15 protein-coding genes are annotated in these 14575 nt (G+C 38.6%); 12 read left to right on the top strand and 3 right to left on the bottom strand.

The window, feature by feature from the left end:
* The first annotated feature begins 112 nt into the window (after positions 1–112).
* Positions 113–931: a class I SAM-dependent methyltransferase gene (locus ACWYN3_RS11950; RefSeq protein WP_456221344.1), complete on the top strand. Its 819-nt coding sequence runs from the start codon at positions 113–115 to the stop codon at positions 929–931.
* A gap of 129 nt (positions 932–1060) precedes the next feature.
* Here ACWYN3_RS11950 and ACWYN3_RS11945 read toward each other — a convergent pair whose 3' ends face one another.
* Both ACWYN3_RS11945 and ACWYN3_RS11940 read right to left on the bottom strand, forming a co-directional pair.
* Positions 1061–1522 carry a hypothetical protein gene (locus ACWYN3_RS11945; RefSeq protein ID WP_456221343.1) on the bottom strand — a complete coding sequence of 154 codons (462 nt, stop codon included), beginning with the start codon at positions 1520–1522 and terminating at the stop codon, positions 1061–1063.
* A 37-nt stretch (positions 1523–1559) separates the two neighbouring features.
* A complete protein-coding gene (locus ACWYN3_RS11940; RefSeq protein WP_456221342.1) occupies positions 1560–1976 on the bottom strand; it encodes a hypothetical protein in 417 nt (138 codons plus the stop codon).
* Between the two features lie 192 nt (positions 1977–2168).
* Here ACWYN3_RS11940 and ACWYN3_RS11935 point away from each other — a divergent pair, with 192 nt between their 5' ends.
* Positions 2169–3287: an alkene reductase gene (locus ACWYN3_RS11935; protein ID WP_456221341.1), complete on the top strand. Its 1119-nt coding sequence runs from the start codon at positions 2169–2171 to the stop codon at positions 3285–3287.
* Between the two features lie 257 nt (positions 3288–3544).
* On the opposite strand, the gene ACWYN3_RS11930 is transcribed toward ACWYN3_RS11935, so the two are convergent.
* Positions 3545–3943 (bottom strand): Crp/Fnr family transcriptional regulator, encoded by a 399-nt coding sequence (locus tag ACWYN3_RS11930; protein ID WP_456221340.1) that lies wholly within the window; start codon positions 3941–3943, stop codon positions 3545–3547.
* 408 nt (positions 3944–4351) lie between these two features.
* Here ACWYN3_RS11930 and ACWYN3_RS11925 point away from each other — a divergent pair, with 408 nt between their 5' ends.
* From ACWYN3_RS11925 to ACWYN3_RS11880, 10 genes are all read left to right on the top strand, one after another.
* Positions 4352–4582, top strand: coding sequence for an alcohol dehydrogenase catalytic domain-containing protein (locus ACWYN3_RS11925; protein ID WP_456221339.1), 231 nt, complete (start codon positions 4352–4354; stop codon positions 4580–4582).
* Positions 4582–5451 (top strand): NAD(P)-dependent alcohol dehydrogenase, encoded by an 870-nt coding sequence (locus ACWYN3_RS11920; RefSeq protein WP_456221338.1) that lies wholly within the window; start codon positions 4582–4584, stop codon positions 5449–5451. Before ACWYN3_RS11925 ends, ACWYN3_RS11920 begins: the two co-directional genes overlap by 1 nt.
* Positions 5452–5470: 19 nt before the next feature.
* The gene (locus tag ACWYN3_RS11915) at positions 5471–7120 is read left to right on the top strand and encodes a GMC family oxidoreductase (protein WP_456221337.1); all 1650 of its coding nucleotides are present in this window, start codon (positions 5471–5473) and stop codon (positions 7118–7120) included.
* Between the two features lie 325 nt (positions 7121–7445).
* Entirely contained in the window at positions 7446–7664 is a 219-nt protein-coding gene (locus ACWYN3_RS11910) for a hypothetical protein (protein ID WP_456221336.1), read from the top strand.
* A complete protein-coding gene (locus ACWYN3_RS11905; protein ID WP_456222975.1) occupies positions 7607–10102 on the top strand; it encodes a SusC/RagA family TonB-linked outer membrane protein in 2496 nt (831 codons plus the stop codon). The genes ACWYN3_RS11910 and ACWYN3_RS11905 overlap by 58 nt, the downstream gene beginning before the upstream one ends.
* Before the next feature lie 8 nt (positions 10103–10110).
* Complete coding sequence (locus ACWYN3_RS11900; protein WP_456221335.1) at positions 10111–10554, top strand: hypothetical protein; 444 nt, start codon at positions 10111–10113, stop codon at positions 10552–10554.
* 53 nt (positions 10555–10607) lie between these two features.
* Positions 10608–12101, top strand: a complete 1494-nt coding sequence (locus tag ACWYN3_RS11895) for a RagB/SusD family nutrient uptake outer membrane protein (protein WP_456221334.1) — start codon at positions 10608–10610, stop codon at positions 12099–12101.
* Positions 12079–12210 (top strand): RagB/SusD family nutrient uptake outer membrane protein, encoded by a 132-nt coding sequence (locus ACWYN3_RS11890; protein WP_456221333.1) that lies wholly within the window; start codon positions 12079–12081, stop codon positions 12208–12210. Before ACWYN3_RS11895 ends, ACWYN3_RS11890 begins: the two co-directional genes overlap by 23 nt.
* Positions 12211–12413: 203 nt before the next feature.
* On the top strand, positions 12414–13088 hold the full coding sequence (locus ACWYN3_RS11885) for a hypothetical protein (protein ID WP_456221332.1): 675 nt from the start codon (positions 12414–12416) through the stop codon (positions 13086–13088).
* A gap of 328 nt (positions 13089–13416) precedes the next feature.
* Positions 13417–14571, top strand: coding sequence for a glycoside hydrolase family 27 protein (locus ACWYN3_RS11880; protein ID WP_456221331.1), 1155 nt, complete (start codon positions 13417–13419; stop codon positions 14569–14571).
* The last annotated feature ends 4 nt before the right edge of the window (positions 14572–14575 follow it).

Below are 14575 nucleotides of genomic sequence, written 5' to 3'. Positions count from 1 at the left end.
AATAAATTGAATAGTTGTACTCTTATCAGGAAGATTTATTTTGGCAGCTGGTGGTTATTATACACTCTCAATTCCCATCACATGAAATTTTTCTAATTAAAACTCTATTAGCATGAAGACAGAAACAAAAACGACGGCATTTTCTGGTAGTATCCCATTCAATTATGACGAATATTTAGGCCCATTACTTTTTGAAGCTTATGCTGTCGATATGGCCAGGCGTGTAACTCTGTTACAGCCGGCGAATGTATTAGAAGTGGCTTGTGGTACAGGAAGGTTAACTAAACAGCTTATGGAAACGTTATCCTCAAATGTTTCTCTTGTCGCAACTGATATCAATCTGGGGATGATTGCTTTAGCAATGGATAAAATGGGAGAGGATAGCAAGGTACAATGGATTGTGGCTGATGCAATGTCTTTGCCTTTTGATGACGAATCATTTGATTGTGTGGCCGGCCAATTTGGGGTTATGTTTTATAGTGACCGGGTTAAAGCCTATCAGGAGGCATTTCGTGTTTTAGAAAATGGAGGGACATTTATATTCAATTCGTGGGATATAATGTCTAATAATCCTATAGTTCTATTAGTTAAGGAGTTAATGGAAGAGTATTTCCCTGCTAATCCGCCTTCTTTTTATAATATTCCGTTCTCTTATTCTGATCAGGCTGTTATTAAAACCGATTTGATCAATGGAGGATTCTCTGATATCAATATCAAGGTGTTAAAGGTTAATGGATATAGTGCTAATTCGTATGATGCAGCAAAAGGATTATTAGAAGGAACACCTATCTATGCTGGAATTGTAGAGCAGTGTGCTGATTTATTGCCTGAATTAACTGAGAAATTAAGTGACAGATTAGCAGAAGTTTATGGAACTTCAGATCTTAATGTTCCTTTACAGGCGTTAATAGTTACAGCGGTGAAAAAATAAGGATTAGTTTAAAAGATTAAATAAAAGAGGGGATTTATTTAGGATCCCCTTCTTTTTATTGATTAAAGTAGTTATAACTTCTAATCAAGCCGTCATATTCACGGTCGAGCCCGTCGATATCAATATCTGTTAGTTTTTACCAGCTGTCCCGGCATCACGTAATGTCTTTTTAGTGCGTATTAAAAGATCATGGAAACTTTCATAGAATCTTTTGTACTCTGCATCTTTATTGGCCTTCTTAGCATTATCAATATTCAAATTAGCATTCTTTATTTGTGCGGCCTCTAAGTTTTTATAGCCTGCTTGTACTTTATCACTGATCTTTGTATAGTCATTGCCGTGATTTGCCAGCAGATCGACAAAACTGCGAAAGTTCTTCATATCTGTTTTCATCGCAATTATATATTCTTTTAGCGGGCTGTCTTTCAGGACAACAACCTCAGCAGCGTCAGCTAGTTCGTTTACTTTTTTCATCAAAACTATCTTTCCGGTATATAGTTTTTGCACGGTGTTTCTGATTGTATCAATTAATAGATAGCCTTTAGTGCCTTTATCATCCTTGTAATCCTGCGCTTTTACATAATCATCCAATAGTTTGTAATCATTCTGGAGCTTTCCGAATGTGGTATTATATTTGCTCTTTTTGTGTTTTAAAGTAGGTCTGGTTCTCTTTACCTAATTCATCGACAGGCTTTTCTATAGTTACTCCATTCATGTTGCGAAGACCAGCCCGTATGATGTGTGGTGTAATTATTCCTGCAAATGCATATAGATTTTTTGGGTTTTTTAATCCAAATTCTATCTGGTTTGTATTGCTGAGGATATTTTTTAAGTAAGAATTATGGCTGTTTGCCATATCTACGACAAGGTTGGTGTATTCAATGATACGGCTTGCCTGGTCAGCAGGCCCATTAGCAGCAGAGCTGATATTGGAGCCAGCCTCCTTGTTTGATCCGCTTTTGTCTTTATTCTTATTGGTGGTACAGGATAGTACCCCTGATAGCAATGTTATACAGCAGAAAATGTAAATGATATTTTTTTTCATAGTGTAAATGGTTGATTGATGGTTAGATAAAGATATTCTTCTATAAGAAAAAAAAAAAAAAAAAAAATCGGGCACATATTGGAGGTTCTCTGTTTCTATTATATAATTGTGATAGCAAGATGAAATTTATGTTATTTTAATGATAGTGTTATTATCTGGAGATTTGTGCTGTTAAATAAATAACATAAAAAGATGGAACACAAGAAAATCATACATAAAACGACTTTATTTGAAACTTACTCAGGCAAAGGGCTTGAGCTGAAAAACAGAGTGGTGATGGCACCAATGACCCGTGCCCGTAATCCAAATGGCATTCCTAATGATTTGAATGCCCTATATTATAAACAAAGAGCAGGTGCAGGTTTAATTATAACCGAAGGAACTGCTATTTCTCCTACTTCAATGGGGGTTCTTCATGTACCGGGATTGTTTACTAAAGAACAGGTCGAAGGCTGGAAATTAGTGACTAAAGCTGTTCACGAACAAGGAGCGAAAATATTTACCCAGTTATGGCATGTAGGCAGGGTTTCACATGTTTCCAATCAACCAGATCAACGGGCTCCGGTTGGTGTTTCTGATATTCAAGCTGCTGAATCAAATGCATGGGGATATGATGCGCATGGAAAAGAGAGTTTCGTGATTGCTTCCAAGCCACATCCATTAATTACGGCAGAAGTTAAACAAGTGGTTCAGGATTTTGCCAGCGCAGCAGCTAATGCTATGGAGGCTGGTTTTGATGGAGTAGAGCTTCACGGCGCTAACGGATACCTGATTGAACAATTCCTGAATCCGTTTACAAATAACAGAACAGATGAATATGGGGGGGCAGTAGAGAATCGCAGCAGATTCTTATTAGAAGCAATTGATGCCAGTATTGCTCAGATTGGTGCAGCAAAAGTTGCTATTCGTTTAACCCCTTATGGTGGATTGCATGAATTGCCGCATTATGATGAAATAGAGGAAACTTATGCTTACCTGGCTGGTCAATTAAGTAAGCGTGGTATCGTTTATATTCACTTGATGGACCAGAAGTCAAGAGGGAGTTTTGCTTTGCCTGATGGCTTCTTAGCGCGTTTCAGAGTAAACTTTGATGGTATTATTATCCTGGCAGGAGGGATGGATAAAGAATTGTCCACGAAATATATTGAAGAAGGGGTAATTGACCTGGCCGCTTTTGGGGAAGCTTTTATTGCGAATCCTGATTTGACAGAAAGGTTAAAATATGATTATGAGTTTGCCTTGCCAAACCGTGATCTGCATTATGGTGGTGCCGAACATGGGTATACCGATTACCCTGTATACGGGGAGTAGTCAGATCAGGCTTTCCTGAGAGAACCCGGGAAAGCCTGATTTATACCATAGAGAATTTTACTTTTTCGTAGACATGTCTTTTAGTAATTTGCTTAAGTATTCAGGTGCCATCCCCAGGTAAGTTGCAATATCTTTCTGAGAAATGAGTTTGACTATCTCAGGAAAACGTGTTATGAAATTCAGATAACGATCCTTAGCTGAAAGACTGATACTATCAATAACTTTTTTGTGTTGAGAGCATAATGCATTTTGATAGATTATCCTGAAAAATCTTTCAAACACGGGAATTTATTCAACATCTTATCAAATGCGTTTTTCTCCAGCTGTAAAACATCTCCATCAGAAAGTGCCCTGATAATCATATTAGAAGCGGTTCCATTAAAATAAGAGAAAAGGTCAGCAGCCCACCATTGTGCAGGTAAAAATATCAATGCGTGCTCTTTTCCTTCTTCATTTAGATGGTGTAATTTTAAAAATCCAGAAAGTACAAAAGTTTGATAACGGCATACTTCGCCGGCTTTAAGCAGATAGTCTCCCTTTTTGATCTTTTTATATTTAAATGAATTACATAATTCATCAATTTCACTATCATTTAATTTGATATGTTTTTGCATGTTAGCAATCAGGCTAACATAGCGCATTCTAGTCTCGTCCATTTTATCTTTTGCCCGTTTTATTTTGGTGAGTTAAGTGAATTAACTATCGGTGTAAAATTATTGTTTTTTTTTTTTTTTTTTTTTTGCAGGCTATATGGGGAAATAATATTGAGGATATTGCTGTTTTTTTGGTTGTGTTTTTTTAACCAATGAAACTCTTTTAGTTACGCGAGACTATTCTTGCAGAGAAGTATTAGTGGTGTTGTATTATTTCTTTGTAATTGCTTTTTTTAATCTTAAAACAGCCTTGTCTCTGCTAAATCGCAGATTGTTAAAGAATATTTTTCACTAATTTCTTAATATTTCTTAAGTATATCCGGAAATTGCTGTTCTACCTTTGACAAATAATCAATCAAAAAACTATCAATAAAGCAAGGAGTTCATTCTTGCAATGTCAATAATGAAATTATGGAGATAACAGCAGCAATTGCGAAAAATAAAGGGACTGAGTTAGCTGTAGAGCAAGTGATCCTGGATGAGCCGCGAGAGAACGAAGTATTAGTGAAAATGGTTTCAGCTGGTATTTGCCGGACGGATATTGATGTAAGAGATCAATATATTAAAACTCCTTTACCAGTGGTTTTGGGACATGAAGGTGCTGGAATAGTTATTAAAGTAGGTTTGGCTGTAACCAAGTAGTGGCAGGTGATCATGTTGTCCTATCACTGAGTTCATGTGGTGAATGTGAAAAATGTAAAACCGGTTTACCTTCATACTGTATCCGGCATGTACCGCTTAATTTTGGTGGAAGCCGGTTAGACGGTTCAGTTTGCCTGCATAATCACGAGGGAGATGTACATAGTCATTTCTTTGGTCAATCTTCCCATGCATCATATGCGGTAGTTAACCAGACTTCTGTAATTAAAGTATCACCAACAGCAGACTTAAAATATCTTGCTCCATTTGCTTGCGGAATTATGACAGGCGCTGGTGGTATTTTAAATACATTAAAACCAGAAGCGGGTACTTCAATAGTTATTTACGGTATGGGTGCAGTTGGCCTTAGTGCAGTAATGGCAGCTAAAATTGCTGGATGCAGTATGATTATTGCTGTAGATATTAGTGAAAAGAGACTTCAGTTAGCACTGGAAGTTGGGGCTACCCACGTATTACGTGGCGATCGTGAGGAGGATTTGGTACAAGCCGTATTGGAAATGACTGGTGACAGAGGTGCAAATTATGCTTTTGAATCTTCTGGGGTTAAAAAAGTAATGACTTCGGCACTGGATGTGATCCAGGAGAATGGAATATGTATACTAACTGGTGTATTACCGGCAGGTTCAAAGGTTGAATTTGACGCATGGAACCTTTTACGGGGACGTACGATCAAAGGTAGTATCATGGGCGATTGTGTTCCCGGGATATTCATTCCTAAGATGATCAGGTTTTATGAAGAAGGGCGTTTTCCAGTTGATAAAATGATGAAATTCTTCAGTTTGGAAGAGATCAATACGGCCGTTGCCGAAAGCTTGTCGGGTGAAACTATCAAAGCAGTTATTACTTTTTAATCAAAAAATATAAAAATCGATGAAACGCAGAGATGCTATTAAAGTAGGTGCATTGTCATTGGCGGCCACCTTAATTACGGATACAATCAGTGCAGCAGCAGTTAATTTGGAAAATTCGCCTTTACTGGATGAAGGTCCGGCTTCTGATGGGACATATAATTTTATTATCGCAGGTGCAGGATCGGCTGGTGCTGTATTAGCAAGTCGTCTTTCGGAGAATAAAAACTGGAATATCCTGCTAATTGAGGCAGGAAAGGATTTTGATCCGGAAGGTAATCCTGAAAAAATTTACAGTAGCAACATTATTGCGGCGAACCTTGATCCGAGATATGAATGGGGATATAAAAGTGCCGTGCAACAATATGGTAATGTCATAACTGCACCACGTGGAAAGGGTGTAGGCGGGAGTTCGAATATCAATGGAGCTGTAGCAGGACGTGCACTGAAATTCGATTTTAAACGCTGGACTAATCTTGGTTTGAAGGGATGGACGTTTGATGATGTGCTTCCTTACTACAAGAAAATGGAAAGGACTGAGCATGGCGATGATAGGTGGCACGGCAGAACAGGTCCGTTTCCTATTCATCAAATGACAATGGATTATATCACTCCAGCTCAAAGGGCTGTGGTTGATACTGCCCTTGCAATGGGATATAATAAAGTTGATGATTTTAATAATCCGGAAAGTAATAATGGTGCAGGTCCGGTGCCAATGAATGTGGTGAATGGAGTAAGGGTAAATGTGGGGATTGCTTACCTGAGCCCAGATGTGCGCAAGCGTAAAAACCTGCAGATTTTAAGTGAGTCATTGATTGACAAAATCATTTTTGAAAACAAAGAAGCTAAAGGAATTCAATTGGCTAATGGAAAGAAGTTATTTGGAAAACAGATTATTCTGTCATCTGGTGCTTATGGTTCTGCTGGTATTTTAATGCGTTCTGGAGTTGGGCCTGCTGAAGATCTTAAAAAACTTGATATAGATATGGTATTGAACGCGCCAGTTGGAAAAAGGTTATTAGATCACCCTTTTTACTGGATGAACTTTGCTGCAGTGCCTGAAAAAAACACAGAAATACATCCTGTGGTAGGAGCCCAATTATGGACAAACTCTTCAAGAGCAGCTTCAGCAGATGAAATGGATATTGCAATTTCTCCCTCACACCTGGTTGACCCATCTCTAAGTCCTACGGGTTCATTGTTTACTTTAGGTTTGGAGCTAATGAATTGTATCTCTGAAGGTTCTTTTAAGCTGGCTAGTAAGGACCCTGCAGTTATGCCAGTTATAGATTTTCAGCATTTGACTGCTGAGGATGATATGCTTCGTATGGTCGAGTGTTTTAAACTGGCACGTAAAATGGTAGGAATTGCTCCGTTAAAAGACTTCTTCCATAGTGAACTTTATCCTGGAAAGCAGGTGCAAACTGATGCCGAAATCAGGAAGGCATTGTTAAGCGGTGTATCAACTTTACAACATCCTTGTTCAACTATCCCAATGGGAAAAGAAGGTGCTGCGAATGCGGTAGTTGATGAACAGGGCAGGGTATATGGGTTGAAAAATCTGCGTGTTGTAGATGCTTCGATCTTCCCGGAAATTCCTTTGATTAACTTGAACCCTACAGTAATTATTATGACTGCTGAAAAGATAGCAGATCAGATTAAAAAAGGGTAATATAAGTACTATTTTATTCATAAATGATTTCTTTCTTCCTCCATTAAAACACCAATTATTATTGGTGTTTTTTCTTTTTAATTAAATCCCTAAATAAGGTTTTGTATCAATAGACAGAATAGGGTGAAATCTCTGAATCTTCCTTTTCTTTCTGCTTAAATATCAGGTTTTGGTTCCTGATGTTTTTTATAAGTGCTTGTAAAATAAAGTTTTGATTATTTAAAAATGTTCTTATGTTTGTTCTATTGTAGAATAGAACAGAATAGAACAGTTGACTATGAATTAGAATAAATCAAAACCAAATAAACTAACCAAAAAAACGTGTATGAAATTAAAAATGACTCTCAAAGTTTTAATGCTATTGTCTGTAAGTGGGGGGCAGATGGCTTTTATGAAGGATCTCTATGCCCAGTCAGTTGTACAGCAGGTACACCGCATTACAGGAACCATAACAGATGAAAAAGGGAAGGGCTACCCGGCGTTTCCATTACTGTTAAAGGAACAAATATCGGAACTTCTTCGGATGCATCAGGTAATTACCTGATCAATGCTTCGGAAAAATCAGTACTGATTTTTTCTTCTACAGCTTATCTCCGTAAAGAAGTTCCTGTAAATGGCAATTCAAAAATTAATGTTCAGCTCAATACTGATCAAAAGGCGCTTGATGAAATTGTAGTCGTAGGTTATGGCGTGCAGAAGAAAGCGACCGTAACTGGCTCTGTTGCTACCCTGAAGGGCGATGCGCTAAGGGAAAGTCCAGCCGCTAACCTGACTAATGCTATCGCAGGGCGCGTACCTGGAGTTATCTCGACCAATCGTTCCGGCGAACCTGGTAGTGATTTTTCCACCTTATTGATTCGCGGTATGGGGACGCTGAATGATAATAGTCCGCTGATTGTTATTGATGGGGTAGCCAATCGCGGTGCTTTTGAACGAATGAATCCTGACGATATCGAAAGTATCAGTGTATTAAAAGATGCTTCTGCGGCTATTTATGGTGCGCAGTCTGCAAATGGGGTAATACTGATAACAACCAAAAGGGGTAAGACCGGAAAGCCAGTTATTACTTATAACGGCAGTTATGGCTATACTCAGCCTACCACTTTACCAAAGCTCGTGAATGCGGGGCAATATGCTACTTATATTAACGAAGTTAATGATCGTTTGGGACAGCCTCATCAATATTCTGCTGCTGATATTCAGAAATATACGGCAGGCAGTGATCCGCTAAACTTTCCCAATACCAATTGGTACCATGAAGTAGTCAAAGACTTTTCTCCGCAGTATCGCCATGCACTTACCTTAAGTGGCGGAAATGATAAGTTTGATCATTTTATATCCGGAGAATATTTGAATCAGGATGGTATCTTTCGCAACTCGGCAACGGGTTATAAGCAATACAACCTGCGTTCTAATGTGACAGCAAGAGTTACCTCAGATCTTAAAGTGTCCCTCAATCTTTCGGAAAGAATTGAAGACAGGCGTTATTCTAATTATGATAGCGGGACGATATTTGCAGAACTACTGTCTGCTTATCCGACTTTACCTGCCTATTATCCAAATGGTCTTCCCGGCCCGGGACTGGCAGGAGGCCGTAATCCGGTACTCATGGCTTCGGGGGCAACCGGATATAATAAGATAAAAGATTATTCCCTGCAATCTGATCTGTCATTTGATCTCAAACTACCATATGTTACTAAGGGGCTCTCTATCAGTGGTCTGGCTGCCTTTGATTTTCGGTTTAACAATGGGAAAAAATTATATGATAACTGGGATGCTTATCGCTATAACCCGTCCACCAATAATTATGATAATCTGCGCAACACCGAAGGGCCAATTAATCTGAATGAGAATTTCAGGAATTATCAGCTTCAAACGTATAATTTGAAATTAGGTTATGAACGCCGGTTTGGTGATCACAATGTCAATGCTTTTGTAGCCTATGAACAAAGTTCAAATTATAATGAGGGTATCAGTGCTTACCGTACAGGCTTTTTAAGCAGCAAAATTGATCAGATTTTTATCGGAAGCGATATTGATAAAGATAATGGGAGTGTGGCTGGACAATCTGCCCGTCAGAACTTATTTGGCAGGCTGACTTATAGTTTTAAAGATAGATACCTGGCGGAGTTTATTTTAAGACATGACGGCTCTTTCAACTTTCCAAAAGGCAAGCAGTGGGGGACTTTTCCTGCGCTTTCTGTAGGATGGAGGATCTCTGAAGAGAATTTCTTTAAGAATAATGTTTCTTTTGTCAATCAGTTAAAACTGAAAGCATCCTGGGGTAAACTGGGGAATGATAAAATTGATCCTTATCAGAATTTGCAGCAGTATTATCTGGATAATGGCTATTATTTTGGTGCGAATGGTGATAGACAACAAGGGTTATCTGCTGGTGTTGCACCTAATCCTGGAATAACATGGGAAGTTGCCAATACGAGTAATATTGGACTCGAATCTTCTTTCTTTCATGGAGATCTGAGTGTAAATGCAGATTATTTTATTTCTAAACGCAGCAACATTTTGACTGCCCGTAATGCTTCAGTTCCGTCAAGTACCGGGTTAACAGGTAAACTTCCTGCTGAGAATATTGGTAAGGTAAACAATAAGGGGATTGAGCTGGAGGTATTTTATAAGCATTCTTTAAATCAGGATTTCTCTTATAGTATAGGAGGGAATTTTACCCATACTAAAAATGAAGTTGTGTTTATGGACGAAGCGGCTAATGTTCCTGACTGGCAAAAAGTTCAGGGGCATCCAATGGATTCGTGGTTAGTTTATAAATCTGAAGGTATTTATCGTACACAGGCTGAAATTGATAATTCTGTGCATTTGCCGAATACCAAACCTGGTGATATCAGGTATGCGGATGTCGATGGCGATAAAAAGATAAGTTCTAACGATATGGTAAGGGCTTTTGATTCCCCAACTCCTTCTACTGTATTTGCACTGAATTTTGGGATATACAATATAAAGGGATAGGGTTAAATGTGCTTTTACAGGGACAGGGGCGGGCCAAACAGCTTGTTTTACCACAACAAGGGAATGCAATTACGCCACCAATCTGGTTATTTGAAGACCGTTGGAGCACTACGAACGTAAATGGAGCTTATCCAGCCTCTTTTGATAGGAATGATCCTATAAATAACCGGTATTCAGACTTCTGGCTTCGTGATGCTACATTTTTGAGACTTAAAAATGTAGAGGTCTCTTATACTTTTTCGAAGACATTCGTTTCGCGGTTAAAATTGCAAAGCCTGCGGGTTTTTGTAAATGGCAGCAATTTACTGGTCTTCAGTAAAATTAAGGATTATGATCCTGAATTAAGTGCTTTACCAACAAGCACAGTAAGAACTAATAGGCTAAATGCGGTGACGGGTAGCTATTATCCGCAAACCCGGATCATAAATGCCGGAATCAATATTTCCCTTTAAACCATAATCTGAAAAATGAAGAAGATGAAATTAAGTAGCTATATATATGCTGTTTGAGCTTTAGCCTTTTAGTTGGCCTCAGCTCCTGCAAGAAGGATTTTTTAGAAAAAAAACCTTTAGACACCTACTCCGAAACAGATGTATGGACAGATCTGAATCTTGTACAGACCTTTGTCAATTCAAAATATCGGGCACTGCCGCATTTTTATAATTGGGACGCTCCGGTGAATGGGCCTGGATTGTCTGCTGCCTCAGATGAGGGATACTCTAAATTTAACTATGAAAGCGTTTTCTTATGGAATAACGGGCTGGTTAGCCCTGATAATCTTTCTATGGATAGCTGGTCGGCCGATTATGGATTTATCAGGGATTGCAATGTCTTTTTTCAGAATATAGGGGCAGTCCAGGGCGATGCCGTAATGAAAAAAAGGCTGACAGGAGAAATGAAGTTTATCAGAGCCTGGTGCTATTTTAATTTAGTTTCACGCTATGGTAGTGTGCCGCTGATTACTAAGGTCTATAACCTGGAGGATGCTAATGTTTTATCTCCAAGAAATACTTATGATGAGTGTATGACCTTTATTCTTCAGGAATTAACGGATGCTGGAACAATGCTGCCAGCTAGTTATAGTGGAGGTGATCTGGGGCGTATTACCAGCGGGGCTGCCCTGACTTTGAAGTCAAGGGCTTTATTATATGCTGCAAGTCCGTTGAATAATCCCTCGAATGATAAAACCAAATGGCAGGCTGCAGCGGATGCAGCCAAAACGGTTATTGATAAGGGGATTTACAGACTATATTCTGGCGCAGATTACAAACAACTTTTTCTTGAAAAGTTTAATTCCGAGGTAATTTTGTCTTATGGTATGAATAGCACTTATTGGGAATCTTCGCTGGATGTGATGATCTCGCCGAATGGATTTCATGGCTGGTCAGTATATGCGCCTTCTCAAAACCTGGTTAACGATTTTGAAATGAAAAATGGAAAGATGATTGGAGATCCGGCATCGGGCTATGATCCGGCTAATCCTTACCTGAACCGCGACCCGCGTTTTGATGCGGCGATTCTTTATAATGGTAGTTCATTCAGAGGTCGTAAAGTAGAATACTTTAAAGGAGGACTGGATAGTCCGCAGAGTCCGGTTGAAAACTGGAATGCCAGTCTGACTGGGTATAACTGGCGTAAATATGCAGATGAAACACGTGATCTGGCGGCTACGGGCAGTAACCAGAACTGGATTATTTTTCGTTTGGCGGAAGTCTATCTAAACTATGCGGAAGCTGAATATGAGCTGGGTAATACGGCTGTAGCTGCCGAATATCTGAATCTTATCCGGAGCCGGCCAAGTGTAAATATGCCTCAGGTTAACGAGAGTTTATCAGTACTCAGAGATGCTATTCGTCACGAACGGGAAATTGAATTCTGTTTTGAAGCTCAACGGTTTTATGATGTGCGCAGATGGAAAATAGCTAATATTACGGATAATAAACCGCTGATGGCAGTGAATATCACTAAAAATCCGGATGGTTGGTTCATTTGCGTATAATTACTTCACTTTACAGGAAAGGAAATTCTCAGAAGCTAATTATCTGTTCCCTGTACCTAAATATGAAATATTAAAAAATAAGCTCTTAGTGCAAAATCCCGGATATTAACCGTGAAATAAGCGGTATGGATGGGATAACCATACCGCTTTTAATGTTAAATTTGTTTTTGTTAATTACAATCAGCGGGGCTGCCAGATAAGATATATGAGAAATGTTTTTTTGAGAAAATACAGGAACTGGAAGCAAATCCAGGTTATTCCAAACACGAACAATTAGTACTGGGCTTTATTCATGCAATTGATGAGAAAATATTGGTGAAGGGAGATAGACTTCCTTCGGTAAATACGATGATCAAAGAAACTGGTTTTGCCAGGGAAACAATTGTAAAAGGATATAAAGAGCTAATTGAACGGGGTATTATCGCTTCTAAAAACAGGATGGGTTATTATCTGTCTAATACAGATACACGTCAAATGATCAAAGTCGCACTGGTGATGTACGCATTTGACTCTATTCAGGAAACTTTTCATAATGCATTCAGGGAAGCAGTTGGATCTGATATACATATTGATGTTTTTTTTCATCATCAGAATATTGATGTTTTTGAGAATGTCATTAATAATATCAATGGGAAATATAGCGTGTACGTAGTTACTCCGATGCCACATCCTAAAACTGCCGGTATATTAAAAAATCTTCCTGCAAATAAATTTTTAATGACTGACCGGTATGAACCCATGCCGGGTGAGTATTCTTATGTGATTCAGGAATTTGAAGAATCCAGTTACCGGGTGTTTGTAGAGTTATTGGATACGATCAGATCTTTTGATGAGCTGATTTTCTTCTCTCGTCCAAACTCTGATTCTCCGGTTGAAATTGTCAGGGCATTTAAAAAATTTGTAAAGGATTATAATATCAATTACACTATAAAAAAAGAGTATATCCCGGGTTCTGTAGAACGTGGAAAGATCTATTTTTTTTTGTAATGATATGATACACAAACCTGGAAACTGCTGAAAGATTGTAAAGCGCAAAACATTAAACTGGGAACTGATATCGGTATTTTATCGCAGGATGATGACCCTGTAAAGGAGATTATCTTTGATGGAATAACGACCTATTCGACAGATTTCACATTAATGGCTCAAAAAGCGGCTCATTTTGTACTCACACAAGAAAAAATTCAAGAGATTATCCCCACTGTTTTGAAAAGACGCAATTCACTTTAAATTGAATGAACCCCCTTTGATATAGGGGAAAAACAAAACATTAAATCATGATGAGAATATTATTGCTTTTGATATTGAGCATGTCATGTCTTTCTATGCGCGCTCAAAAAAAAACGAAGAACTGGCTAAAACCCCACCAATGGGTTGGAATAGCTGGAACAAATTTGAATGTAAAATAAATGAAAATATCATTAAAGAGGTAGCAGATGCTATGGCTTTGAATGGTATGAAAAAAGCTGGTTATGAGTATATCGTGATTGATGACTGCTGGCAGATTGGGCGGGACAGCCTGGGGAATATCCTTGCAGATCCAGAACGTTTTCCTTCGGGTATGAAAAGTCTTGGAGCCTATATTCATTCGAAAGGGTTTAAATTCGGGATCTATTCGGATGCAGGCACAGCAACTTGCCAGGGCAGACCAGGGAGCAGGGGGTATGAGTTTCAGGATGCCAGAACTTATGCCGCATGGGGAGTTGACTTTTTAAAGTATGACTGGTGTAATCATGGAAAACAAAGTGCTGAAGCTTCTTATACGTTAATGAGAGATGCGATCAATAAGGCGGGAAGGCCTATGGTATTTAGCATTTGTGAATGGGGGACAACCAAACCCTGGGAGTGGGGGAAAAGCATTGGTCATTTATGGCGTACTACCGAAGATATTATCAATTGTTTTGATTGTACAAATAACTGGGGCGGTTTAGGTGTATTACAGATTATAGATCTGCATACGTCAATAGGTGATTTTTCCGGCCCCGGACATTGGAATGATCCGGATATGCTGGAGATTGGAAATGGCATCCTGACGCTAAATGAAGAAAGGTTACATATGAGTATGTGGGCTATGTTTTCGGCGCCATTAATTGCTGGTAATGACATCAGAAATATGTCTGCCGAAACTGCGAAAATTCTGACCAATAAAGAGGTATTGGATATTGATCAGGATAAATTGGGTATCTCTGCCACCAGGTGGATGAAATACAGAGATTATGAAGTTTGGTTTAAACCACTAAGTGATGGGAATTTTGCTTTTTGTATTATCAATAGAAGTAATCAGCCAATTACTATCAATCAGGACTTAAAGGCAACGATAAAGCAATATAAAATTGATGGTACTTATCAGATCAGGGATCTTTGGAAACATAAAGATACTGGGTTTACAAAAGATAATATTACGGGAACAATTGCAGCGCATGATGTCCTTATGTTTAAATTAACTAAGAAAAAAAATAATCTTATTTAGCTAT

This window comes from Pedobacter sp. NJ-S-72, assembly GCF_053890575.1.
The sequence above is the reverse complement of the archived record's forward strand: the minus strand, read 5'-3'. Positions and strand labels throughout refer to the sequence as shown.